Below are 21,300 nucleotides of genomic sequence, written 5' to 3'. Positions count from 1 at the left end.
AAACTCGGCGAGAATGCATCGCCGGCAGATGGGAAATCATGATATCCCCTTTGCTGGTCAGACCGCCAGCATGAGTCCCATGATATCCGATGCGGCTGTCAACGAAGGGGCGCCGTGAGCGCCAGGAAAAGGAGAGAATGATGAGAGCATGGATCTTGTTGGTCTGCGTGCTGACCCAGGGCGCCTGGGCGTTGTCCCCGTGCGAGAAGAGCAGCCCGGTGGGAAGCTGGTGCGAGGTGAACATAGAGGCGCTGCACCCCACCCAGGGCGGCGTGGGGCAGTTGCAGGTGGATACCACTGCCCGGGAGCTGGCGGACAAGAGCGAGAAGCAGCTCGACAAACTGATGAAAAAGAAAGAGATCCCTATCGTCATCGCGCCGGATGGGGGTTACTGGCTGGTGGACAGGCACCACCTGACCAAGGCGCTGTGGCAGCAGGGGGTGAAGCAGGTCAGGGTCAAGGTGATTGCACGGTTGCAGGACAGGGCCAATTTCTGGAGCCAGATGCAGAACAACCACTGGGCCTGGCTCAAGGATGAACGGGGTCAACCCCTGACTCCCGAGCAGTTGCCCGGTCATATCGGTGAATTGCCGGATTATCCCTACCGCACCCTGGCGGGGCTGTTGCAGGATGCGGGCTACTTCAGCAAGAAGGATCAGGTCTACTTCGTCGAGTTTGCCTGGGCCAGCTGGCTCGGCCAGCAGATGGCCTGGCAGCCGATCGATGAGGTCAACCTCGCGGATCGCCTCGCCGAAGCCAAACGGCTGGCGTGCAGCAGCAAGGCGGCGGATCTACCTGGTTACCCCGGCAAGCAGTGTCGCGTCAATCAGCCCAGAACGGCGGGTTGAGGGATCCTGCACAAAGGGTCTGGTTGATATTTGTTCTCGATTGGCCATGATACAAACTCCACTCGTGTCGGCAAAGGAGAGGAACATGGAACATCAGAACTGGCAACGCTACATGCTGGAGGCGGAGAACGCCCTTGGCATGGGGGCTCTGGGCACGGCGATCTGCCTCTATCAGCAGGCCCTGGGGGAAGTGTATGAGCTGGCCTCTGGGGATCTGGACGAACTGGCCAGCATGCGGGTCGCCACCTGTCACCGCATGGCCGATTTCTGGCGTGCCATGGAAGAGCCCGCCTATGAACTGCGCTACCTCAAGCTCGCCTCCGAGCTGGTCACCGCCCTGGTGCCCCAGTGCCCCAACCGGGAGTGCGAATCCCTCATCAGTGAGCTGGGCTGCTGTCGCGCCGCCCTGCTCTCCTTCTTGAAGCGCCATCCCAATCCGGAGATTGCCCGGCTTATCCAGGTGCAGGACAGGGTGCAGGGCTGCGAGTTGATAGGCCGGTTCCGTCTCAACTGAGTTCAGCGCCGTTTTTGCAGCTTGCTGGCGATGCGGCTTTGCGCCTCTTCCCCTTGCAGGGCCTGGGCGAAGGCGCGCGCTTCCAGGTCGATGACGAAATGCACCGCCTGTTTGAGCTCCTGCTTGAGCAGCGCCTTGCTCTTCTGGAGCGCCATCGGCGGCTTGGCCGCCAGTTTCAGTCCCTGCTCCCGAGCGAAGGGGAGCAGGTCCGCCGGGGCCAGCACCCGGTTGGCGAGCCCGAGACGCAGCGCCTCTTCTCCATCGATGGCCTCTGCCAGCAGCAACAGCTCCGCCGCCTTGAGGTGACCGACGGCGCGTGGCAGCAGCAGGCTGGCGGCAAACTCCGGCACCAGTCCCAGCTCGACGAAAGGCAGCTGCAGCCGGGCGTTGTCACCCAGATAGACCAGGTCGCAGTGCAGCAGCAGGGTAGTGCCGATGCCGACTGCCGGGCCGCCCACGGCGGCGATCACCGGTTTGGGGAAGTCGGCCAGGGTGTGCAGAAATTGCAGGATGGGATCGTCCGGCTCAAGGGCGTGCTTGCCAACAAAGTCGGCCAGATCGTTGCCGGCGGTGAAGCACTCCACCTGGCCCTGAAACAGCAGCACATGGACCTCTTCGTCCCGGGCGGCCTGGCGCAGTGCGTCGGTCAGCGCCAGATACGTCTCCGTGTTGAGGGCATTGCGCTTTTCCGGTCGATTGAAGGTCAGGGTGAGCAAGCCGTCCTGCTGTTCGGCCAGAATTGTGAGGGCCATGTCTGAATCCTTGTTGTCGGGGGCTGTCAAAAGCTTGCCACAGGGGTAAGCTTTGTCTCGTTTAACAACATCATAAAAGGATTTCAACCATGTTTAAACGTGCGTTTTATTCCACCATGGCACTGCTTCTGGCCGCCCCGGCCCTGGCCAAGGTCGACGCGGTCGATGGTTATGTGCGCCTGCTGCCCCCTGGCTCGCCGAACACGGCGGCGTTCATGGTGCTCAGGAACGATGGGGACAAACCGGTGAAACTGGTGGCGGGTGCGTCCCCTGAGGCGGGCCGTGTCGAGCTGCACACCCATTTGCACGAGAACGGCGTCATGAAGATGCGCCAGGTGGAGAGCATCGAGATCCCGGCCAAGGGGGAGGCCGTGCTCAAGCCCGGCAGCCTGCACATCATGTTGTTCGACATCCATACCCTGGCCCAGGGCACGCCCTTCCCGCTGACCCTGACTCTGGACGATGGTCAGACGCTGTCACTGAGCCTGCCCGTGAAGCCGGTCGAGCCCATGAAAGGGATGAAGCACTGACATTTATGGACGCTTGTTCAGCTTTTTACTCTAGGTATTCCTTGCCCAGCGGGTAAAATGATGGCCTTTCCAGTCCAAAATGGAGCGAAGTGATGAAGAAGACCCTGATTGCCGGCACTGTGATGGCCCTGCTCAGCCATGGGGCCATGGCCGCCAATGACTGGCGTTTTGCGGCGGGTGCCGATCTGTGGAATGCCCAGGGAAGTGGCCAGGTCAGCAGCGTGGGTGCCGATGGCAGCTACGACGAGAACTACAACTGGAGCGGCTACCTGCAACTGGAGCACGGCATCCTGCTGCTGCCCAACGCCAAGTTTGAAATGTCCGACTTCAGCAGCAGCGGTGGCAGCTTCAACAACGATCTGCTGGCTTACGACCTGAGCCTCTACTATCGCCTGTTCAACAACGATCTGTTCCAGATCGATCTGGGTCTGACCGGTCGTCGCTACGACGGTGATTTCAACACCCAGCACTACTCCTATGACAAGGATGTGCTGATGGCCTACACCGGGGGTGAAGTACGCATCCCGGGGACCGGCTTTGCGGCGTTTGGCGATATGCGGGTGCAGGATGCCGACAACTACGACTACCGTCTGGGCGGTTCCTACAAGTTCTCTTCCGTGCCGCTCAAGATCCGCGCCGGCTGGCGTGAGGCCGAGATGGACTTCGATCGCGTCGATCAGACCATCGACGGCTGGTTCATCGGTGGTGAATTCACCTTCTGATCTCCCTGAGGAGCACACATGGGCCACATCATAGTGACTGGCGCGGGGTCCGGACTGGGCCGCGCCCTGACCATAGGGCTGGTTGAACGCGGCCATCAGGTTTCCATGATGGGTCGCCGTTACCAGAAACTGCAGGAGCAGGAAGAGCTGCTCGGCAAGGCGGTGATCGGCATTGCCGCCGATCTGGCGCACCACGAAGAGGTGGATGTCGCCTTTGCCGCTGCGGTGGAGTGGGGCGGCCTGCCCGACATGGTGATCCACTGTGCCGGTGTCGGCGAGTTTGGCCCGGTGGGTGTCTACACCGCCGAGCAGATCCGCCGGGTGGTGGAGAGCAATCTCATTTCCACCATACTGGTGGCCCAGCAGACGGTGCGCCTCATCGGTGACAAGGGCGGGGTGCTGGCGAATGTGCTCTCCTCCGCAGCCCAGACCGGCAAGGCCAACGAGAGCCTCTATTGCGCCTCCAAATGGGGAATGCGCGGCTTTCTCGAATCCTTGCGGGCCGAGCTGAAGAGTGCTCCCCTGCGACTGGTGAACCTCTATCCGAGCGGGATCCGCAGCGAGTTCTGGGAGAATTCGGATCACGTGGACCCGAGCGGCTTCATGACGCCGGAAGACGCGGCAGCCTACATGCTGGATGCGCTGGCCGCGAGAAGCAGCTGCCATGTGACCGATCTCTTCATCGGTCGCAATGCCTGAAGCGCCGTGAACCGGCCCCGTCGCCAGATGACAAGGAAACAAAAAGCGCGCCATTTGGCGCGCTTTTTCATTGATGTGCAGTGCTAAATTATCTGCTTGCCTGCCTCTCTTTACGCCGGGCCATCATGGATTTGAAGGTGGGTAAATTCAGTGCCGACATGGCGTGGATGGTTGATGATGCATGTCGGCACATATTATTTCCGAGTCGCATATTCCCGCAGGAAGGATGGAATCACCTGTTTTGGCTTCTTGCCAAGGGTCAGCAGCAATTCAAAGTCCGGGTCGATAATGCCATGTCGACACGCCAGCTCTTCCAACAAGGCAAGCCAGAGGTGGGCCGTCACCTCGGCATCCGCCAGGGCACGGTGAAACACCCCATCATTGGGCAGACTCCGGTATTGCACCAGGGTACCCAGCTTGTGATCCGGGGCATCGGGAAACAGGCGCCTCGATAGCAGCAGGGAACAGGCGAACTGGCCGCGGTATTGCGCCGGCAATCGCTCTATTTCCGCATCCAGAAAGCGCTTGTCGAAGGAGGCGTTGTGGGCGACCAGATTGTCATCACCGATAAAGTCGACGAAATCCGCCATCACCTCGTTACAGGGGGGAGCCTGTTTCAGCATGGCATTGCTGATCCCGGTATATTGCTCGATGAAGCTGCTCACGTTGAAGCCCGGATTCATCAATGCCGAGAAACGCTCACTGATATGGCCATCCTTGATTCTGACGGCACCGATCTCGATGGCTCTATCCCCTTGTCCGGGTGAAAGCCCTGTGGTCTCGAAGTCGAGCACGACAACGGTATTGGCTGAGGCGAAGGACATAACTTCTCGGGCAAGCTGGGTAAAGAGCGCCAGTCTAGGAAATCAGCCGTGCCGTGTACAGGGCAATGCAGTTATCTCATTGGTTCACGCTGGAGACGCATTTTTGTGCATCATGGCTGAGAGCCATATAAAAAGCCCCGAGTGCCGTGGCACTCGGGGCTTTCCTATGAAAAGCGAAAGGCGGTATGTCGCGTTATCAGCGACCCAGCTTGGCCTTGAGCAGGGCAACGATCTCGCCGATGGCCACTTCCTGCTTCTCGCCGGAGCGGCGGCACTTGTACTCCACCACGCCGTTGTCGAGACCACGGTCACCGATGACGATGGCGTGGGGCACACCGATCAGCTCCATGTCGGCGAACATCACACCCGGGCGCTCCTTGCGGTCGTCAAACAGCACGTCCACACCGGCGGCTTTGAGCTCGGCGTAGAACTGTTGCGCCTGCTCGGCCACGCGCTCGGACTTGTGCATGTTCATCGGCACGATGGCCACTTCGAACGGGGCGATGGCGTCCGGCCAGATGATGCCGTACTGGTCGTTGTTCTGCTCGATGGCGGCAGCCACCAGACGGGAAACCCCGATACCGTAGCAACCCATTTCCATGGTGACGGACTTGCCGCCTTCGTTCAGCACGCTCGCCTTCATCGCTTCGGAGTACTTGGTACCCAGCTGGAAGATGTGGCCCACTTCGATACCGCGCTTGAGCAGCAGCTTGCCCTGGCCGCACGGGCTCGGGTCGCCTTCTACCACGTTGCGCAGGTCGGCAACCTCGAAAGAGGTGATGTCGCGATCCCAGTTGGCACCGGTCAGGTGGAAACCGGTCTCGTTGGCGCCGCAAACAAAATCGCTCAGATGGGCGGCGCTGCGATCGACGATGATGCGACCGGCAAAGCCGACCGGGCCGATGGAGCCTGCGTCGCAACCGGCGGCCGCTTTGATCTGTTCGTCATTGGCGAAGGTCAGCGGGTTAGCCACGCCAGAAAGCTTCTCGGCCTTGATTTCGTTCAGCTCGTGGTCGCCACGCAGTACCAGAGCGATGACAGCCTGTTTTCCGTGCTCGTCTTCCTCGGCCAGTACCAGCAGGGTCTTGGCGATGGCGGTCGGCGCCACGTTCAGGAAAGCGGCCACTTCGTCGATGGTGTGGACGGCCGGGGTGGCCACCTTGGTCAGGGCTTTGGTTGCGGCAGCGCGCTCGCCAGCCGGTGCCAGGGCTTCGGCCATCTCGATGTTGGCGGCGTAATCGGATGTATCGGAGAAGGCGATCAAGTCTTCACCGCTCTCGGCCAGCACCTGGAATTCGTGGGAGCCGGTGCCCCCGATGGAGCCGGTATCGGCCTGCACCGGGCGGAAGTTCAGACCCATGCGAGTGAAGGCGGTGCAGTAGGCCGCATGCATCTTCTCATAGGTATCGACCAGGGAAGCCTTGTCGATGTGGAAGGAGTAGGCATCCTTCATCAGGAATTCGCGGCCACGCATCACGCCGAAACGGGGGCGCACTTCGTCGCGGAACTTGGTCTGGATCTGGTAGAGGTTCAGCGGCAGTTGCTTGTAGCTGTTCACTTCGTAACGGACCAGCGCGGTGATCACCTCTTCGTGGGTCGGACCCAGCACGAAGGGGCGGTTGTGACGGTCGGTCAGGCGGCACAGCTCGGGGCCGTAGTCATCCCAGCGGCCGGACTCCTGCCACAGCTCGGCGGGCTGTACCACCGGCATGGACACTTCGACGGCACCCGCATTGTTCATCTCTTCGCGGACGATGTTTTCAATCTTCTTCAGGACCCGCAGGCCGGTCGGCAGCCAGGCGTACATGCCGGAAGCGAGTTTGCGGATCATCCCGGCGCGCAGCATCAGCTGGTGGCTGACAACTTCAGCGTCGGAGGGGGTTTCCTTGAGAGTGGAAAGCAGATATTGGCTGGTACGCATCGCGGTAGACCTTCGCTAGTTCGGGCGGCTTGGCCCTGGAAAATTTCAAGTGCGGAATTTTAACAGGCGAAGCCCCCCGGCCCAAGGGCTAAATTCAGCGGCGCTGGGGGGAGGGCGGGGGCCTTGCCCCGCCCGCACTAGACCCGAAATTGCGACAGCAACTGCTGTTGCTGCTGGCTGGCCTGATGGAGGGAGGAGGCCAGTTGCAGGCACTCCTGGGCTTCCTGTTCGCCCGTCTGGGCCTGCAGGCTGATATCCGAAACCTTGCCCGTGGTGTGTCCCAGGGTGTGGGAGAGCTGACTGGTCGCCTCTGCCACCTGTTGCACCATGTCGGCGAGCTGATCGATGGCCTCTTCTACCTTGAACAGGATCTGTTTGGTGTTGTCGGAGTCCGCCATACCCGATTCCACGGTTTTCAGGTTGCGTTGCATCATCAGATAGGCCTGCTCTGTCTGCTGCTGGATGCTGTTGATCACGTCCGTTATCTCGGCGCTGGAGGTGGCGGTGCGATTGGCCAGGGTGCGCACCTCGTCGGCCACCACGGCAAAACCGCGCCCCATCTCGCCCGCCCGGGCGGCTTCGATGGCGGCATTGAGAGCCAGCAGGTTGGTCTGCCCCGAGATATTGCTGATGGTGGAGATGATCTGGCCAATCTGCCCTGCCTGCTCCTTGAGGGCGTTGATGGCGGTGGCACATTCACCCACCTCCATGACCACCCGCTGCATGCCGGCGGTGGCGGAGGAGACATACTGGCTGCTTTGCGTGGTGAGCTGGCGCACCTCGTTGGCGTTGTGTGCCGCCAGGTTGCAGTTGTCCGAGATGGTGGTAGCCACCTGCACCATCTGCTCGCTGTCGTGGTGCAGCGCCTGGGCATGCGCTGCGGTCTGGCGGCTGCTCTGGCTGATGGCCTGGACCCGGTTGACCGAGGTGCGCACGTGCTGGTTGATGTGCTGGTTGTTGTCCATGGTGGCGCTGATCATCTTCTGCAGCTTCTCGATGAAGCGATCCACGCTGCCCGCCAGGGAGCCAATCTCGTCGTCGCGTGAGAGGTTGATGCGGGCATTGAGATCTCCTTCCCCGGCGGCGATGTCCTGCATGCGCTTGTCGACCTGGAGTAGCGGGCGAACAATGGTGCGCACCAGCCAGAAGCCGCAGCAGGTGACGATCAGCAGGCTGAGCAGCAAGCCCCCCAGGATGAGTCCCCTGGTGTAGTCGATGATGGCGTTGAGCTGGTGAACCTGATCCTCGACGGTGGCGTCCCCCTGGGCCTCGACCTCGACCAGCGCCAGCCTGAGCTGGTCGGCGCTGTGTTCGTAACGGGCCAGCTGGTTCTGATAAGCGCTCAGGGCTGTGGTCCATTCACGGATCAGGCGGGCATTGTCGGCTTGCAGGGCACGATACTGGGTGGAGAGCATTTGGCCTGCAAACTCCCCGTCGCCGGGCACATCGAACTGGCCGGTTGCCAGCATGCCGTCAACCGCGTCCTGATAGAAGCGGGTGGCTTGTGCCAGCTCGGCCTGGATGGCAGGAGTAGGGCCTTCGCTCTGCATCTTCTCCAGCGCATAGAGCTGGCGCAGGAATCCGATGTTGGCCTCCATGCCGCCATCGGCCGCCTGCCAGCGGGTCGCGAGGCCGCCGTTCCAGCTGATGGCCTGATCCGGTGAGCGGGTGAGGCTCTCGACGGCCTCGTCACCGATCACCTCCAGCCTGGTCGAGAGGCGTGACATGCGTTCAGAACTGGCGCGCAGCGCCTCATCGGTGCTTGTGAAGGTGCGATAGAGGGTCAGCAGCTGTGCCTGCTCTTGCTGATAGGTCTGCTCATGCTGCTTCAGTGTGGTAATGGCCGCCCCATCGATGAGCCCGCCTTGCTCCACCCGGCGCAAGGCGTCGCTGGCCGCTTCTTTTGCCCGTTGCAGTTCCGGTGCGTCGAGGGGGATCCCCGAGAGCATTTTCTGGATATAGAGCGACTGGTTGCCGAGTTCGATGGAGCCCTCCATGGCACCATCTGCCGTCTGCCAGGCGGCACCCAGGACGTAGGAGAGCAGATCAGCCAGCCGCTGGCTGCCATACCAGCCGATCGCCCCCATGCCCAGGGTGCAGCCGAGCAGAATGGTGAGTCCGAGGTTGGATGTGGTGACGATTTTCATGATTCAAGCCTTCCCTGGTGCCGAACAAGACCATTTCAGTGTTCAATCAATGACGCAGATGTGCCATCCCCGATGGAAAATAAAGTGACAGACAGTGTTCTGAACGAGGGAAGTGGCCGGGTATGAAGAGCTGGTCATCCCATGATCTGCATGGACCTATGCTGGATACTTATCCAGTTATTCTTTATGCTATGACCCAATTTGCGAGAGTCTGTGTGGCGAGGAAAAGAACATGATCGGTCGCTTGAGAGGCGTCATCATCGAGAAGCAACCCCCCGAGGTGTTGCTGGAAGTCGGAGGGGTGGGATATGAGGTTCATATGCCCATGAGCTGCTTCTATGATCTGCCCGAACTCGGGAAGGAGGCCGTCATTCACACCCACTTCGTGGTGCGTGAAGATGCCCAGCTGCTCTACGGCTTCAACCACAAGCAGGAGCGGGCGCTGTTTCGCGAGCTGATCAAGACCAACGGGGTCGGCCCCAAGCTGGCCCTGGCCATTCTCTCCGGCATGACGGCCACCCAGTTTGTGATGAGCGTCGAGCGCGAGGAGATAAGCTCCCTGGTCAAGTTGCCCGGCGTGGGCAAGAAGACCGCCGAGCGCCTGGTGGTGGAGATGAAAGACCGCCTCAAGGGCTGGGTCAGCCACGATCTCTTCTCCCCGGCCGAAATCACCCTGCCCGCGAAAGAGAGCCCGCTGCGTGCCCCGGATGCGAGCGAGGAGGCGGCCAGTGCACTGATGGCCCTCGGCTACAAGCCGCAGCAGGCCAGCCAGATCGTCAGCAAGGTGGCCGCCGACGGCATGTCGGTAGAGGAGATCATTCGTGAATCCCTGCGCAGCCTGGTGTGAGGTAGACAATGATTGAAGCGGATCGCCTCATCTCGGCCGGTGCCGCCCGTGAGGACGAGATCATCGATCGGGCCATCCGGCCCAGAAAGCTGGCCGATTACACCGGACAGGATCACGTCTGCGATCAGATGGAGATCTTCATCGAGGCCGCCCGCCAGCGCGGGGAGGCCCTCGATCATCTGCTGATCTTCGGGCCTCCCGGCCTTGGCAAGACCACGCTGGCCAACATCGTTGCCAACGAGATGGGGGTCAACATCAAGACCACCTCGGGCCCCGTGCTGGAGAAGGCCGGCGATCTGGCGGCGCTCCTCACCAACCTGGAACCGAACGATGTGCTCTTCATCGACGAGATCCACCGTCTCAGCCCGGTGGTGGAGGAGGTGCTCTATCCGGCCATGGAGGACTACCAGCTCGACATCATGATAGGGGAGGGGCCAGCGGCCCGCTCCATCAAGCTCGATCTCCCTCCCTTCACCCTGATCGGTGCCACCACCCGGGCCGGCTCCCTCACCAGCCCCCTGCGTGACCGGTTTGGCATCGTGCAGCGCCTCGAGTTTTACAACGTCAAGGACCTGACCGACATCGTCTCTCGCAGCGCCCGCTGCCTCGGGCTCGACATGACGGAAGACGGCGCTCTCGAGGTAGCCCGTCGCTCCCGGGGGACACCGCGGATTGCTAACCGTTTGTTAAGGCGGGTACGGGATTTTGCCCAGGTGAAGTCTGACGGGCGAATTGACGGACCCATTGCGGCCCGTGCCATGGACATGCTGGATGTGGACAACGAAGGTTTCGACTTCATGGATCGCAAGCTATTGTTGGCCGTCATCGACAAGTTTATGGGTGGGCCCGTCGGGCTCGACAACCTGGCCGCCGCCATCGGTGAGGAGAAGGACACCATAGAAGACGTGCTGGAACCTTATCTGATCCAGCAAGGCTATCTGCAACGTACACCCAGAGGGCGGATCGCAACTCAGAGAGCCTACGCACACTTTGGCCTGGAACGACCGGCAGATCAGTAGACGTTGCGATATGAAACAAAAAGCCGCCCTTGAGGCGGCTTTTTGTTTTGCGGGCAAAAAAAAAGCCCACGGCACAGGCGGTGGGCAAAGACAATTCAGGATGGATGTTCACAGACAGTGAGCGCGTCTCCAGACCGGTCGGGAAAAAAACAGAGGAGCCGTCGCGAGGCTTCAGAGTCGGTTCATTTGATAGAGTTGAACGAAAGAAAGCTTGTAGTAACGGATGGTCTTGGCAACAAACTTTTTCATCATTAATCCCAACAAACAGGTTCGAAATGTTCATCGAATACGTACCGGGAACCCGGAATGACCGGCCTGTATTCAGAGGTATGCCCTCACTGCGAGGCGCATTGTAGGAGCTCTTTCCGGGTGGGGCAAACAAGAAAATCTATGGACTTTTGATTAGATAAACTAATGATTTTGGTGGGGGTGTCAATCCGCATAAACATGTGTTTTTACTGGGTTTAAATTGATTTTTGGATGAGCCTGGCCATTTATTGAAATAATCGAGATGCGAAGGCTTTATTTCCGGGGTTGCGTATTTGTTTAACAGAATTGAAACTATTTTGGTTGATCATAAAATTGATTTAAATCAATTATTTACGACTTATCGTTTTTTGTGATGAAGCTCCCATAATTAATGGGGAAAGCCCTATAAGTTACCTTGAAAAAACATGTATTGAGGGTGGTTTTACATTGATTTCAATCAAATAAAGGTGATATAAAACAGCGATCATTATAGGCGGGAATAGAACCCTGGTTATTGTTTATTAGATGTTAAACATTAGCTTTTTTTGTTCCTGTATATTGCCTTGTTGTTAATGTGGTGGCAGTCGAATCCGGTCAGTCCGCGAGGGGTGACCGACCGTTCGGGGACTTCCAATGGAAGCTTTGTCCTTAAAACTTAAAATAGCCGTGCCAATAATCGGTGAGGAAACATCATGATTGCTGAGCATGTGGTAGACCTATCGCGGTTCCAATTTGCTGCGACGGCCCTTTATCACTTCCTGTTTGTACCCTTGACGCTGGGGATGGCCTTCATCCTGGCGATCATGGAGTCTGTCTATGTGATGACCAACAACACAGTGTACCGGGACATGACCAAGTTCTGGGGCAAGTTGTTTGGTATCAACTTTGCCCTCGGGGTTACCACCGGGCTCACCATGGAGTTTCAGTTCGGTACCAACTGGGCTTACTACTCCCACTATGTCGGCGACATCTTCGGGGCCCCGCTGGCCATCGAAGGCTTGATGGCCTTCTTCCTGGAGTCCACCTTCGTCGGTATGTTCTTCTTCGGTTGGGATCGTCTCAGCAAGCGCCAGCACCTGGCGGCTACCTGGCTGATGGCGCTCGGGACCAACCTTTCCGCACTGTGGATCCTGGTCGCCAACGGCTGGATGCAGAACCCGGTGGGTGCCGAGTTCAACTTCGAATCCATGCGCATGGAGATGGTGAGCTTCGCCGACCTGGTGTTCAACCCGGTTGCCCAGGTCAAGTTCGTCCACACCGTGGCGGCAGGCTATACCACGGGCGCCATGTTCGTGCTCGGGATCTCCTCCTATTACCTGCTGAAGAATCGTGATGTGGCGTTCGCTCGTCGCTCCTTCGCCATCGCGGCCGCGTTCGGCATGGCCTCCATCCTCTCCGTGCTGGTGCTGGGTGACGAGTCCGGCTACGAGACCGGGGAAGTGCAGAAGGTGAAACTGGCAGCCATCGAGGCCGAGTGGAACACGGAGCCGGCTCCGGCATCCTTCACCCTGTTCGGGATCCCGAATCAGGAGGAGATGCGCACCGACTACGCCATCAAGATCCCCTATGCCCTCGGCATCATCGCCACCCGTTCCCTCGACGGTCAGGTGACTGGTCTCAAGGATCTCAAGAGCGAGCATGAGCTGCGCGTGCGCAACGGCATGACCGCCTACGACCTGCTGACCAAGCTGCAATCCGGTGACAAGTCCGACGATACCCGCGCCCGCTTCGACGAAGTGAAGCAGGATCTGGGCTACGGTCTGCTGCTCAAGCGTTACACCCCCAACGTGACCGACGCCACCGACGAGCAGATCAAGGCTGCCGTGGATGACTCCATCCCGCAGGTACTGCCGCTGTTCTTCGCCTTCCGCATCATGGTTGCCTGCGGTATCCTGATGCTGGTGCTGATCGGTCTGGCCTTCTATGACAGCACCCGCCACAAGATCGGTGAGCGCAAGTGGCTGCTCAAGGCGCTGCTGTACGGCATTCCGCTGCCTTGGATCGCCATCGAGGCTGGCTGGTTTGTCGCTGAGTATGGTCGTCAACCCTGGACCATCGCCGAGATGCTGCCGACTTATGTCTCTGCATCCAACATTCCTGCGTCCGAGATCTGGTTCTCTCTGATCGGGATCTTCCTGTTCTACACAGTACTGCTGATCATCGAGATGTACCTGATGTTCAAGTATGCGCGCCTGGGCCCAAGCAGCCTGAAGACGGGCAAGTACCACTTCGAACAGAGCAAGGCATAAGGAGAGTGACCCATGTTTGATTACGAACTGTTGCGTCTGGTCTGGTGGGTGCTGGTCGGCGTGCTGCTGATCGGGTTTGCCATCACCGACGGTTTCGATATGGGGGTGGGCGCCCTGCTCCCCTTCGTCGGCAAGAAGGATGTGGAGCGTCGCGTGATGCTCAACACCATGGGGCCGCACTGGGAAGGCAACCAGGTCTGGTTGGTGACCGCCGGTGGCGCCCTGTTCGCCGCCTGGCCCATGGTCTATGCGGCGGCCTTCTCCGGCTTCTACATCGCCATGATCCTGACCCTGATGGCGCTGTTCTTCCGTCCGGTCGGCTTCAAGTACCGCTCCCTGCAGGAAGACGCCAAGTGGCGCTCCAACTGGGACTGGGCTCTGTTTGCCGGTAGCGCCATTCCCCCTGTCATCTTCGGGGTGGCGTTCGGCAACCTGCTGCAGGGTGTACCGTTCAGCTTCAACCAGTTCCTGATGATGACCTATCACGGCAACTTCTTCGGTCTGCTCAATCCGTTCGGCCTGCTGGCCGGTCTGGTGAGCCTCTTCATGATCATCACCCAGGGTGCAACCTGGCTGATGATGAAGACCGAAGGTGAAGTGCTGGCGCGCTCTCGCACCGCCGCCATGATCTTCTCCCTGCTGACCCTGGTGCTGTTCGCCCTGGCCGGTGTCTGGGTGAGCGGCATGGATGGTTATGTGATTGTGGGCTCCGTCGCCACCGACGCCGTCACCAACCCCCTTCACAAGGAAGTGGTGGTGCAGGCCGGTGCCTGGATGCAGAACTACAACCTCTATCCCTGGATGATTGCTGCGCCCGTGCTGGGTCTGGTGATGTGTCTGTTGACCGCCGTGGCGGCCAAGCTGGACAAGGGGTGGGTGGCGTTCCTGTTCTCCTCCCTGGCCATCGCCGGCATTATCCTGACCGCGGGCTTCTCCATGTTCCCGTTCGTGATGCCCTCGAGCCTCGAGCCGTCCCAGAGCCTGACCATGTGGGATTCCACCGCCTCCTTCAACACCCTCAAGGTGATGACGGTAGTCGCAGTCGTCTTCGTGCCGACCGTGCTGGCTTACACCATCTGGACCTACATCAAGATGTTCGGCCGGGTGAGTAACAAGCACATCGAAGACAACCAACAATCGCTCTACTAAGAAGGTGCCCTGATATGTGGTATTTCACCTGGATCCTGGGGCTGCTGCTGGCCTGTGCGTTTGGGATTATCAATGCGCTCTGGCTGGAGCACACCGAGAACCTGGATCGTCAGATTGATGAAGACAAGTGACAGGCTCGCCCGGCTGGCCGCTCCTCTGGAGCGCCAGCCATGGCAAGGTCTGATGCTGCTGGCGGCGGCCCTGCTGGCTGTCGCCATCTTGCAGGCGCCCAACCTGGTCGCGGCCAACACCAGTGAGCACGGCCTTTGGCTTGCGCCCTGGCTGATGTGGGCGGTCTGTTGCGGTGTCATGCATGGACTGGGGTTTCACCCGCGCAGCCTGGTGGGTCGCGTGCTGTTCTTCCCCTGGCTCGCCCTGCCCAGCCTGCTCTGCGGGCTCTGGCTGACCAGCAGCTACTACCTGCCATAAATGATGAAGGAGGTCGGCATCAGCCCACCTCCTTCTTCTTTTTTGAGGGGCGTGCCGCCGCCCGGTCAGAGCGACAGAACCTCGCTCGTCACGCCGCTCGCAGCCACTTCTCTTTTCCGCTTTTCTTGCGATGCTGACAGCCCTGTGGTCTTCGGCCTGTCGGCGCCGCAGCACGCCATAAAAAACAGGGGGAGAGGGGATTTCCCTGTCTCCCCCTGCTTCTTTCCTATTCAGCCCTGCGCTATGATAGCCCCCCATCTGACTGTCGAATGGATCACAGATTTTTATGGGGGAAGTCTCTGAGTTTCCGGTGCGTGTCTACTACGAAGACACGGATGCCGGAGGCATCGTCTACAACGCCAATTATCTCAAGTTTATGGAACGGGCCCGCACCGAATTCCTGCGCGCAGGCGGCATCGAACAGGATGTCCTGCTGCAGGCGGGGATCGCGTTTGTGGTGAGTCGCACCGAAATCGACTTTCGCGCGGCGGCCCGCTTCAATGAACTGCTGACCGTAATGACGCAAGTAACTGAAGTGAAACGCGCTTCCATGCGTTTTTCACAGCAGATCCTGGCGGCTGATGGACGGCTGATCACTCAGGCCATGGTACAGATCGCCTGTGTCAGTCATCCGCAAATGAAACCTGTTGCAATACCTGAAAAAATCAAGGGAGTGCTGTTAAGTGCACGCTGAAATTTCGTTTATTGGCCTGTTCTGGCAAGCCAGTCTGTTGGTGAAACTGGTCATGATGACCCTGATGGGCATGTCGGTCGTCTCCTGGGCGCTGATCATCCAGCGCTCCAAGGCCATCAAGGCGGCCAACCTCGCCTCGGAGCAGTTTGAAGACAGATTCTGGTCCGGGGTCGACCTCAATCGTCTCTACCAGGAGTCCTCCTCCCGTCGTGACGACATCGAAGGCATGGAAGACATCTTCTACTCCGGCTTCAAGGAGTATGCTCGCCTGCTCAAGGCCGGTGCCCGCGGTCAGGATGCGGTGATGGACGGTACCTATCGCGCCATGCGCGTTTCCCTGTCCCGTGCAGTGGACGATCTCGAGTCCAACCTGCCGGTCTTGGCGACCATCGGTTCCATCAGCCCCTATATCGGTCTGTTCGGTACCGTCTGGGGGATCATGAACGCCTTTATCGCTCTGGGCCAGGTTCAGCAGGCGACCCTACAGATGGTGGCACCGGGTATCGCGGAGGCGCTGATCGCCACCGCCATGGGTCTGTTTGCCGCCATCCCGGCCGTTATCTTCTACAACCGCTTCACCAACAAGGTCGAACGGCTGGAAAACGCCTACGCCAACTTCATGGACGAGTTCACCACCATTCTGAACCGCCAAATCGCACAGCAGGGTGAGAAGTAATGCAAACCTATCAGCGGCTCAAACGCAAGAAGGTCGCCGAGATCAACGTGGTGCCCTATATCGACGTCATGCTGGTGCTGCTCATCATCTTCATGGCGGTCACGCCCGTGATCACGCAGGGGGTCAAGGTCGACCTGCCCCAGGCGGAGTCCGAGCAGTTGCCGGAAGACTCCAAGCCGCCTTTCATCGTCAGCGTCAATACCGAGGGTGAGTACGTCATCAAGGCCGGCGAGGCGGATGACGAACCCGTACCGAGCGGCACACCAGAGGCGATGCAGCAGTACATCACCGAGAAGGCCATGGGCTATCTGGCCATCAACCAGAACGCGCCCGTGGTGGTCGCCGGTGACAAGTCCGTGCGCTACGAGGAGGTGATCCTGCTGATGGTGGCCCTCAAGAAAGCCGGTGTGCCTCAGGTTGGTCTGATGACGGATCCGGTGAACTGACGGAGATGGATGTGAAGCGTGGTATTTCCGGTTATCTCGTCGCGTCGCTGCTGCTGCATCTGATCATCGGCATCATCCTGCTGGTCGGTGTCGACTTCAGCAAACCCAAGCGCCCCGAGTCCAAGGGACAGATCGTCAATGCGGTCATGATGGACAGCGAAATGCTGGAGCAGCAGATGCAGCAGGTCCAGCAGCAGAAGCAGGCCCAGCCCAAGGCTGCACAGCAGCAGAAGGACAAGGAAGACGCTGAGCGCGTCAAACGCGAGCTGGCACAGGAGCAGGAGCGTCTGCGTATCGCCGAGACCAAGCGCAAGCAGGCCGAAGAGGCGACCCGCAAGGCCGAAGCCGACAAGCAGAAGAAAGAGGCTGAACAGAAGCAGGCGGAAGAGAAGGCCCAGAAAGCCGAGGAAGCCCGCAAGCTGGAAGAGCAGAAGACCAAGAAGGCCGAAGCCGAACGCAAGGCGGCGGAAGAGGCCAAGGCGCTGGCGCTCAAGAAGAAAAAAGAAGAGCTGGAGAAGAAGCAGGCTGAAGAGAAGGCCAAGGCGGAAGAGGCCAAGGCCAAGAAAGCGGAAGCCGAGAAGAAGGCCAAGGCCGAAGCCGAGAAAAAGGCGAAGGCGGAAGCCGAGAAGAAAGCCAAGGCCGAGGCCGAGAAGAAGGCGAAGGAAGAGGCTGACAAGAAGGCAAAAGCTGACGCAGAGAAGAAGGCGAAGGCCGAGGCCGACAGAAAGGCCAAGATTGAGGCTGAGCGCAAGCGCAAGGCGGCCGAAGAGGCCAAGTTGCAAAAAGAGATGGAAGCCATGATGGAGCAGCAGCTGGCCGCCGAGGCCAATGCGCGCAGTCAGGCAGCATCGGCAGCCGCCAAGGGCGAAGTCGACAAGTATGCCGCCCTCATCAAGGCCACGGTCGAGCGCTACATGATTTTGGATCCCACCATGCGGGGCAAAACATGTACTATCGGTGTCAAGTTGGCCAGTAGCGGCTTCGTCATCTCGGTGGACAACGGTCAGGGTGATCCGGCGGTCTGCCGCTCCGGCAAGGCGGCGGTTCTGAAGGCCAACCAGTTGCCGGTGCCGAAGGACCCGGCGGCATTCGAGATGTTGAAGGAGTTTAACCTCAAGTTAGAACCGAGCATCTAAGCGTGATAGAACGGGGTCAATGACCGTGGTTGGCAGCATCTGCTGATAAAGGGATTTCACCTCTCATTTTTTTGGAACAGAGTATTTAAGCCATGATAAGAAAAGTGTTTTTTGCTTTGGTTGGCTGCCTTCTGCTAGGCCAGAGCGCTCAGGCGGCCTTGGACATCGTCATCACCGGCGGTATCGACAGTGCGCGCCCCATCGCCATCGCCCCCTTCAAGTGGGAGGGCAATGGCCAGTTGCCGCAGGATATCGCGGAAGTGGTCTCCAACGACCTGATGCGCAGCGGCAAGTTCAAGCCGCTGGCCCGTGGCCAGATGCCGCAGACGCCGAGCACCAGCGGCGAGATCAACTTCGCGCCCTGGGCTTCCCAGGGGGTCGAGGCCGTGGTGGTCGGCTCCATCGCCGCCGTGGGTGATGGCACCTACAAGATCAACTTCGAGCTGGTCGACGTCCTGAAAGGCCAGCTGGCCAAGACCCAGGGCGGTGAAGCGAACGGTTACATCCTGGACAGCCGCATGGCGACCATCCCGGGTGCCCAGATGCGCCAGTTTGCCCACCGCATCTCCGACATCGTCTACGAGCGTCTGACCGGTGAGCGTGGTGCCTTCCTGACTCGTCTGGCCTATGTCTCCGTGCAGCAGGGCACCCAGTTCCCGTATCAGCTGCGGATCTCCGACTACGACGGCTACAACGAGAAGACTCTGCTGCGCTCCCGTGAACCCCTGATGTCCCCGGCCTGGTCGCCGGATGGCAGCAAGCTGGCTTACGTGAGCTTCGAGAACCAGAAGTCCGAGATCTATGTGCAGGACATCTACACCCAGCAGCGCAGTCTGATCACCAGCTTCCGTGGCATCAACGGTGCGCCGGAGTGGTCTCCAGATGGTCGTCGTTTGGCTATTGTTCTGTCCAAAGATGGGCAGCCTGACATCTATGTCGTTGATGTTGCTAGCAAGCAACTCACTCGAGTCACAAATAACCGCACCATCGACACCGAACCCTCCTGGATGCCGGACGGTCAAACTTTGCTGTTCACCTCTGAACGTGGTGGCAAACCCCAGATTTATAGCGTAAATTTGGCGACTGGCATGACTCGCCGGATGACCTGGGAAGGGGATTCCAACCAGGGGGCATCCATCACACCGGACGGCAAGTCCATGGTGATGGTGACCCGGGTTCAGGGACAATATCGCATCGCTCGCCAGGATATGGAAAATGGAGCCATGCTGGTACTGACCCAGAGTGCTCTGGATGAATCGCCAAGTGTGGCTCCCAATGGCAGCATGATCATTTATGCCACCATCTATCAGGGTCGTAAGAGTCTCGCATTGGTGTCGACCGACGGTCGCTTCAAGGCAGTGCTTCCGACCAGTAGCGGTGAAATTCGTGCACCAGCTTGGTCGCCCTTCTTGAATTGATAAAAATCGATTGTTTTTTGTTTTGTTATAAAGGTTTAAGGAAATAGCATGCAACTCAATAAACTGCTCAAGGGTCTGGCCATCGCACTGCCACTGTTCACCCTGGCTGCCTGTAGCTCCTCTTCCGACTCCGACGCCGCTGGCGCCGAGTCCGGCATGACCGACGGCATGGGCGGTGTACAAACCGGCGGCGCCAACGGCATGTTGTCCCCGGAAGAGCAGATGCGTCAGAAGTTCGAAGCGCTGCAACGCGACAACGTGATCTACTTCCCGTACGATGGTTACGACATTCAGGGTCAGTACGCCGACCTGCTGGATGCCCACGCCAGCTACCTGCGTGAACGTCCGAGCGTCAAGGTACTGATCGAAGGCCACGCCGACGAGCGCGGTACGCCGGAATACAACATCGCGCTGGGTGAGCGTCGTGCCAAGGCTGTTGCCAAGTATCTGCAAACCCTGGGTGTGCAGGCCGAGCAGCTCTCCATCGTCAGCTATGGCGAAGAGAAGCCGCTGGATCTGTCCCACACCGAGGAAGCCTTTGCCAAGAACCGCCGTGCGGTCCTGGTTTACTAAGGTTTGAGTCGAACGAAGTTCGTTTATATGCAAGCGGCCATTTCGATGGCCGTTTTATTTGCACTAAACGTCAAGGTTTGATCCGAATGAAATCTGTATCAGCGAGCGACTATGCGCTGGCCGTTTTATTTGCACTAAACGCTAAGGTTTGATCCGAATGAAATCTGTGTACAAGCAAGCTGGTGTTGCGCTGGCCGTGTTGGTTGCTTTGAATGCGCAAGCGGCGGCACCCGTGAGCGATCTGAGCGGGGATTCTGGCAGCAGCGGCGTGGTGCTGAGCGGCAACAATGGTGCCATCGTACCGACCGGCAGCCTGGAAGACCGGGTTGCTCTGCTGGAGCGTACCCTCAACGCCCGTCTGCGTCTGCAGGCCGAATTGCAGCAACAGGTCGACTCCCTGCAAGGGGAGGTCTCCGAGCTGCGTGGTCAGCTGGAACAGCAGACCTACCAGATGGAGCAGTCCCAGGAGCGCCAGCGCCAGCTCTACCAGGAGCTCGACAAGGTGGCCAACAGCCAGCCTGCCGCAGCGCCCGCAACACCTGCTGCAGGTGCTGCAACGCCTCCTGCCGCGGCTGCCAACTACTCCACCAACCAGGATGAGAACCAGGCCTACGACGCGGCCGTGAACATGGTGCTCAAGGAGAAGAACTACGACAAGGCCATTCCTGCCTTCGAAGGGTTCATCAAGCAGTTCCCGAACTCCAGCTATGTTCCCAATGCCCACTACTGGCTCGGCCAGCTGATGTTCAACAAGGGCGACAGGGCGGGGGCCGCGAGCCAGTTCTCCACGGTGGCGAACAAATACAGCAAGTCACCCAAGCGGGCCGATGCCCTGCTGAAACTCGGCATGCTCGCCCAGCTTGACGGCAAGAAAGCAGAGGCCAAGGCCTTCTATGAGCAGGTAATCAAGGGTTACCCCAACACCTCGCCGGCCCAGCTGGCCAAACAGAGTCTGGCCAAGCTGTGACATTGCTGCATGTCACTGTTTTCGTAACACTCTTGTAAAGAACTCTCTGCTTTGTATGCGCAGTGAACAATCAGATTTAATTTAAGATTTTTCTATTGCGCCAGGATGATAAATCCGTAATATAGGCCGCCGTCAGAGCCGGAGCAGTAATGCAGTCGGCACTGGTCGTGGTGAGGGTCGTTAGCTCAGTCGGTAGAGCAGTTGACTTTTAATCAATTGGTCGCTGGTTCGAATCCAGCACGACCCACCATTTCTTCACAGCAGGTGAAGACAATATTCCCAGGTCGTTTAGCTCAGCTGGGAGAGCACCTCCCTTACAAGGAGGGGGTCACTGGTTCGAGCCCAGTAACGACCACCATGTTGTAACGCTGGCCGCCACATGCGGTTGGTGAAAAGTTCAGGATGTGGGTCGTTAGCTCAGTCGGTAGAGCAGTTGACTCTTAATCAATTGGTCGTAGGTTCGAACCCTACACGACCCACCACTCTGAACA

The 21,300-nt window shown here is 59.1% G+C and carries 22 protein-coding genes and 3 tRNA genes; 21 read left to right on the top strand and 4 right to left on the bottom strand.

All coding sequences use genetic code 11. The features are described from left to right. Nucleotides 1-140 precede the first annotated feature (140 nt). Entirely contained in the window at nt 141-848 is a 708-nt protein-coding gene (locus tag AB5Y53_RS03845; RefSeq protein ID WP_368181153.1) for a ParB-like protein, read from the top strand. Nucleotides 849-933: 85 nt separating this feature from the next. Beyond that, the gene (locus AB5Y53_RS03840) at nt 934-1,362 is read left to right on the top strand and encodes a DUF2753 family protein (RefSeq protein WP_010672859.1); all 429 of its coding nucleotides are present in this window, start codon (nt 934-936) and stop codon (nt 1,360-1,362) included. A 2-nt stretch (nt 1,363-1,364) separates the two neighbouring features. Here AB5Y53_RS03840 and AB5Y53_RS03835 read toward each other — a convergent pair whose 3' ends face one another. Then, a complete protein-coding gene (locus tag AB5Y53_RS03835) occupies nt 1,365-2,114 on the bottom strand; it encodes an enoyl-CoA hydratase-related protein (RefSeq protein ID WP_368181152.1) in 750 nt (249 codons plus the stop codon). Nucleotides 2,115-2,203: 89 nt separating this feature from the next. On the opposite strand from AB5Y53_RS03835, the gene AB5Y53_RS03830 reads away from it, so the two are divergent. From AB5Y53_RS03830 to AB5Y53_RS03820, 3 genes are all read left to right on the top strand, one after another. Then, the gene (locus AB5Y53_RS03830; protein ID WP_039039478.1) at nt 2,204-2,644 is read left to right on the top strand and encodes a copper chaperone PCu(A)C; all 441 of its coding nucleotides are present in this window, start codon (nt 2,204-2,206) and stop codon (nt 2,642-2,644) included. A gap of 92 nt (nt 2,645-2,736) precedes the next feature. After that, nucleotides 2,737-3,366 (top strand): TIGR04219 family outer membrane beta-barrel protein, encoded by a 630-nt coding sequence (locus AB5Y53_RS03825; RefSeq protein WP_010672862.1) that lies wholly within the window; start codon nt 2,737-2,739, stop codon nt 3,364-3,366. 18 nt (nt 3,367-3,384) lie between these two features. Beyond that, a complete protein-coding gene (locus AB5Y53_RS03820; RefSeq protein ID WP_069652447.1) occupies nt 3,385-4,065 on the top strand; it encodes an SDR family oxidoreductase in 681 nt (226 codons plus the stop codon). A gap of 194 nt (nt 4,066-4,259) precedes the next feature. Here the strand turns inward: AB5Y53_RS03820 and AB5Y53_RS03815 are convergent, their stop codons facing one another. From AB5Y53_RS03815 to AB5Y53_RS03805, 3 genes are all read right to left on the bottom strand, one after another. Then, entirely contained in the window at nt 4,260-4,889 is a 630-nt protein-coding gene (locus AB5Y53_RS03815; protein ID WP_368181151.1) for a PolC-type DNA polymerase III, read from the bottom strand. 196 nt (nt 4,890-5,085) lie between these two features. Beyond that, nucleotides 5,086-6,810 (bottom strand): proline--tRNA ligase, encoded by a 1,725-nt coding sequence (locus AB5Y53_RS03810; RefSeq protein WP_124244076.1) that lies wholly within the window; start codon nt 6,808-6,810, stop codon nt 5,086-5,088. A 137-nt stretch (nt 6,811-6,947) separates the two neighbouring features. Further along, on the bottom strand, nt 6,948-8,957 hold the full coding sequence (locus tag AB5Y53_RS03805) for a methyl-accepting chemotaxis protein (protein ID WP_368181150.1): 2,010 nt from the start codon (nt 8,955-8,957) through the stop codon (nt 6,948-6,950). Nucleotides 8,958-9,189: 232 nt separating this feature from the next. Between AB5Y53_RS03805 and ruvA the strand changes: the two genes are divergently transcribed. From ruvA to AB5Y53_RS03725, 16 genes are all read left to right on the top strand, one after another. Continuing rightward, complete coding sequence (gene ruvA, locus AB5Y53_RS03800) at nt 9,190-9,804, top strand: Holliday junction branch migration protein RuvA (RefSeq protein ID WP_368181149.1); 615 nt, start codon at nt 9,190-9,192, stop codon at nt 9,802-9,804. Between the two features lie 8 nt (nt 9,805-9,812). Further along, on the top strand, nt 9,813-10,823 hold the full coding sequence (gene ruvB, locus AB5Y53_RS03795; RefSeq protein ID WP_041211014.1) for a Holliday junction branch migration DNA helicase RuvB: 1,011 nt from the start codon (nt 9,813-9,815) through the stop codon (nt 10,821-10,823). A gap of 941 nt (nt 10,824-11,764) precedes the next feature. Further along, nucleotides 11,765-13,321: a cytochrome ubiquinol oxidase subunit I gene (locus tag AB5Y53_RS03790; protein ID WP_010672869.1), complete on the top strand. Its 1,557-nt coding sequence runs from the start codon at nt 11,765-11,767 to the stop codon at nt 13,319-13,321. 12 nt (nt 13,322-13,333) lie between these two features. Beyond that, the gene (gene cydB / locus AB5Y53_RS03785) at nt 13,334-14,470 is read left to right on the top strand and encodes a cytochrome d ubiquinol oxidase subunit II (protein ID WP_010672870.1); all 1,137 of its coding nucleotides are present in this window, start codon (nt 13,334-13,336) and stop codon (nt 14,468-14,470) included. A gap of 14 nt (nt 14,471-14,484) precedes the next feature. Continuing rightward, nucleotides 14,485-14,601 carry a cytochrome bd-I oxidase subunit CydX gene (gene cydX, locus AB5Y53_RS03780; protein ID WP_005331536.1) on the top strand — a complete coding sequence of 39 codons (117 nt, stop codon included), beginning with the start codon at nt 14,485-14,487 and terminating at the stop codon, nt 14,599-14,601. Then, nucleotides 14,588-14,899 carry a cyd operon YbgE family protein gene (locus tag AB5Y53_RS03775; protein ID WP_039039483.1) on the top strand — a complete coding sequence of 104 codons (312 nt, stop codon included), beginning with the start codon at nt 14,588-14,590 and terminating at the stop codon, nt 14,897-14,899. Before cydX ends, AB5Y53_RS03775 begins: the two co-directional genes overlap by 14 nt. 286 nt (nt 14,900-15,185) lie before the next feature. Further along, nucleotides 15,186-15,593 carry a tol-pal system-associated acyl-CoA thioesterase gene (gene ybgC, locus AB5Y53_RS03770; protein WP_010672872.1) on the top strand — a complete coding sequence of 136 codons (408 nt, stop codon included), beginning with the start codon at nt 15,186-15,188 and terminating at the stop codon, nt 15,591-15,593. Next, nucleotides 15,583-16,269, top strand: coding sequence for a protein TolQ (tolQ, locus tag AB5Y53_RS03765; protein WP_010672873.1), 687 nt, complete (start codon nt 15,583-15,585; stop codon nt 16,267-16,269). The genes ybgC and tolQ overlap by 11 nt, the downstream gene beginning before the upstream one ends. After that, entirely contained in the window at nt 16,269-16,715 is a 447-nt protein-coding gene (gene tolR / locus AB5Y53_RS03760) for a protein TolR (RefSeq protein ID WP_010672874.1), read from the top strand. Before tolQ ends, tolR begins: the two co-directional genes overlap by 1 nt. Nucleotides 16,716-16,720: 5 nt before the next feature. Next, nucleotides 16,721-17,851: a cell envelope integrity protein TolA gene (gene tolA, locus AB5Y53_RS03755; protein WP_042014603.1), complete on the top strand. Its 1,131-nt coding sequence runs from the start codon at nt 16,721-16,723 to the stop codon at nt 17,849-17,851. A 92-nt stretch (nt 17,852-17,943) separates the two neighbouring features. Then, the gene (tolB, locus tag AB5Y53_RS03750) at nt 17,944-19,269 is read left to right on the top strand and encodes a Tol-Pal system beta propeller repeat protein TolB (protein WP_010672876.1); all 1,326 of its coding nucleotides are present in this window, start codon (nt 17,944-17,946) and stop codon (nt 19,267-19,269) included. A gap of 48 nt (nt 19,270-19,317) precedes the next feature. Further along, nucleotides 19,318-19,842, top strand: a complete 525-nt coding sequence (gene pal, locus AB5Y53_RS03745; protein ID WP_010672877.1) for a peptidoglycan-associated lipoprotein Pal — start codon at nt 19,318-19,320, stop codon at nt 19,840-19,842. A gap of 157 nt (nt 19,843-19,999) precedes the next feature. Continuing rightward, on the top strand, nt 20,000-20,809 hold the full coding sequence (ybgF, locus tag AB5Y53_RS03740; protein WP_041211017.1) for a tol-pal system protein YbgF: 810 nt from the start codon (nt 20,000-20,002) through the stop codon (nt 20,807-20,809). Between the two features lie 174 nt (nt 20,810-20,983). Continuing rightward, nucleotides 20,984-21,059, top strand: a tRNA-Lys gene (locus AB5Y53_RS03735). A 32-nt stretch (nt 21,060-21,091) separates the two neighbouring features. Then, nucleotides 21,092-21,167: transfer RNA gene (locus AB5Y53_RS03730), tRNA-Val, on the top strand. Nucleotides 21,168-21,215: 48 nt separating this feature from the next. Further along, a tRNA-Lys gene (locus tag AB5Y53_RS03725) sits at nt 21,216-21,291 on the top strand. Nucleotides 21,292-21,300: the final 9 nt, after the last annotated feature.

Source organism: Aeromonas sp. R7-5, from assembly GCF_040908015.1.
Classification (GTDB): Bacteria; Pseudomonadota; Gammaproteobacteria; order Enterobacterales; family Aeromonadaceae; genus Aeromonas; species Aeromonas caviae.
Note: the sequence above shows the minus strand (reverse complement) of the source record. Positions and strands in the feature narration are given on the sequence as shown.

Bases quoted from the DNA above. Each gene is read 5' to 3' on its own strand.
- AB5Y53_RS03845 (WP_368181153.1), top strand. From the start codon at position 141: ATGAGAGCATGGATCTTGTTGGTCTGCGTGCTGACCCAGGGCGCCTGG.
- AB5Y53_RS03840 (WP_010672859.1), top strand. From the start codon at position 934: ATGGAACATCAGAACTGGCAACGCTACATGCTGGAGGCGGAGAACGCC.
- AB5Y53_RS03835 (WP_368181152.1), bottom strand. From the start codon at position 2,114: ATGGCCCTCACAATTCTGGCCGAACAGCAGGACGGCTTGCTCACCCTG.
- AB5Y53_RS03830 (WP_039039478.1), top strand. From the start codon at position 2,204: ATGTTTAAACGTGCGTTTTATTCCACCATGGCACTGCTTCTGGCCGCC.
- AB5Y53_RS03825 (WP_010672862.1), top strand. From the start codon at position 2,737: ATGAAGAAGACCCTGATTGCCGGCACTGTGATGGCCCTGCTCAGCCAT.
- AB5Y53_RS03820 (WP_069652447.1), top strand. From the start codon at position 3,385: ATGGGCCACATCATAGTGACTGGCGCGGGGTCCGGACTGGGCCGCGCC.
- AB5Y53_RS03815 (WP_368181151.1), bottom strand. From the start codon at position 4,889: ATGTCCTTCGCCTCAGCCAATACCGTTGTCGTGCTCGACTTCGAGACC.
- AB5Y53_RS03810 (WP_124244076.1), bottom strand. From the start codon at position 6,810: ATGCGTACCAGCCAATATCTGCTTTCCACTCTCAAGGAAACCCCCTCC.
- AB5Y53_RS03805 (WP_368181150.1), bottom strand. From the start codon at position 8,957: ATGAAAATCGTCACCACATCCAACCTCGGACTCACCATTCTGCTCGGC.
- ruvA (WP_368181149.1), top strand. From the start codon at position 9,190: ATGATCGGTCGCTTGAGAGGCGTCATCATCGAGAAGCAACCCCCCGAG.
- ruvB (WP_041211014.1), top strand. From the start codon at position 9,813: ATGATTGAAGCGGATCGCCTCATCTCGGCCGGTGCCGCCCGTGAGGAC.
- AB5Y53_RS03790 (WP_010672869.1), top strand. From the start codon at position 11,765: ATGATTGCTGAGCATGTGGTAGACCTATCGCGGTTCCAATTTGCTGCG.
- cydB (WP_010672870.1), top strand. From the start codon at position 13,334: ATGTTTGATTACGAACTGTTGCGTCTGGTCTGGTGGGTGCTGGTCGGC.
- cydX (WP_005331536.1), top strand. From the start codon at position 14,485: ATGTGGTATTTCACCTGGATCCTGGGGCTGCTGCTGGCCTGTGCGTTT.
- AB5Y53_RS03775 (WP_039039483.1), top strand. From the start codon at position 14,588: ATGAAGACAAGTGACAGGCTCGCCCGGCTGGCCGCTCCTCTGGAGCGC.
- ybgC (WP_010672872.1), top strand. From the start codon at position 15,186: ATGGGGGAAGTCTCTGAGTTTCCGGTGCGTGTCTACTACGAAGACACG.
- tolR (WP_010672874.1), top strand. From the start codon at position 16,269: ATGCAAACCTATCAGCGGCTCAAACGCAAGAAGGTCGCCGAGATCAAC.
- tolA (WP_042014603.1), top strand. From the start codon at position 16,721: ATGGATGTGAAGCGTGGTATTTCCGGTTATCTCGTCGCGTCGCTGCTG.
- tolB (WP_010672876.1), top strand. From the start codon at position 17,944: ATGATAAGAAAAGTGTTTTTTGCTTTGGTTGGCTGCCTTCTGCTAGGC.
- pal (WP_010672877.1), top strand. From the start codon at position 19,318: ATGCAACTCAATAAACTGCTCAAGGGTCTGGCCATCGCACTGCCACTG.
- ybgF (WP_041211017.1), top strand. From the start codon at position 20,000: ATGAAATCTGTGTACAAGCAAGCTGGTGTTGCGCTGGCCGTGTTGGTT.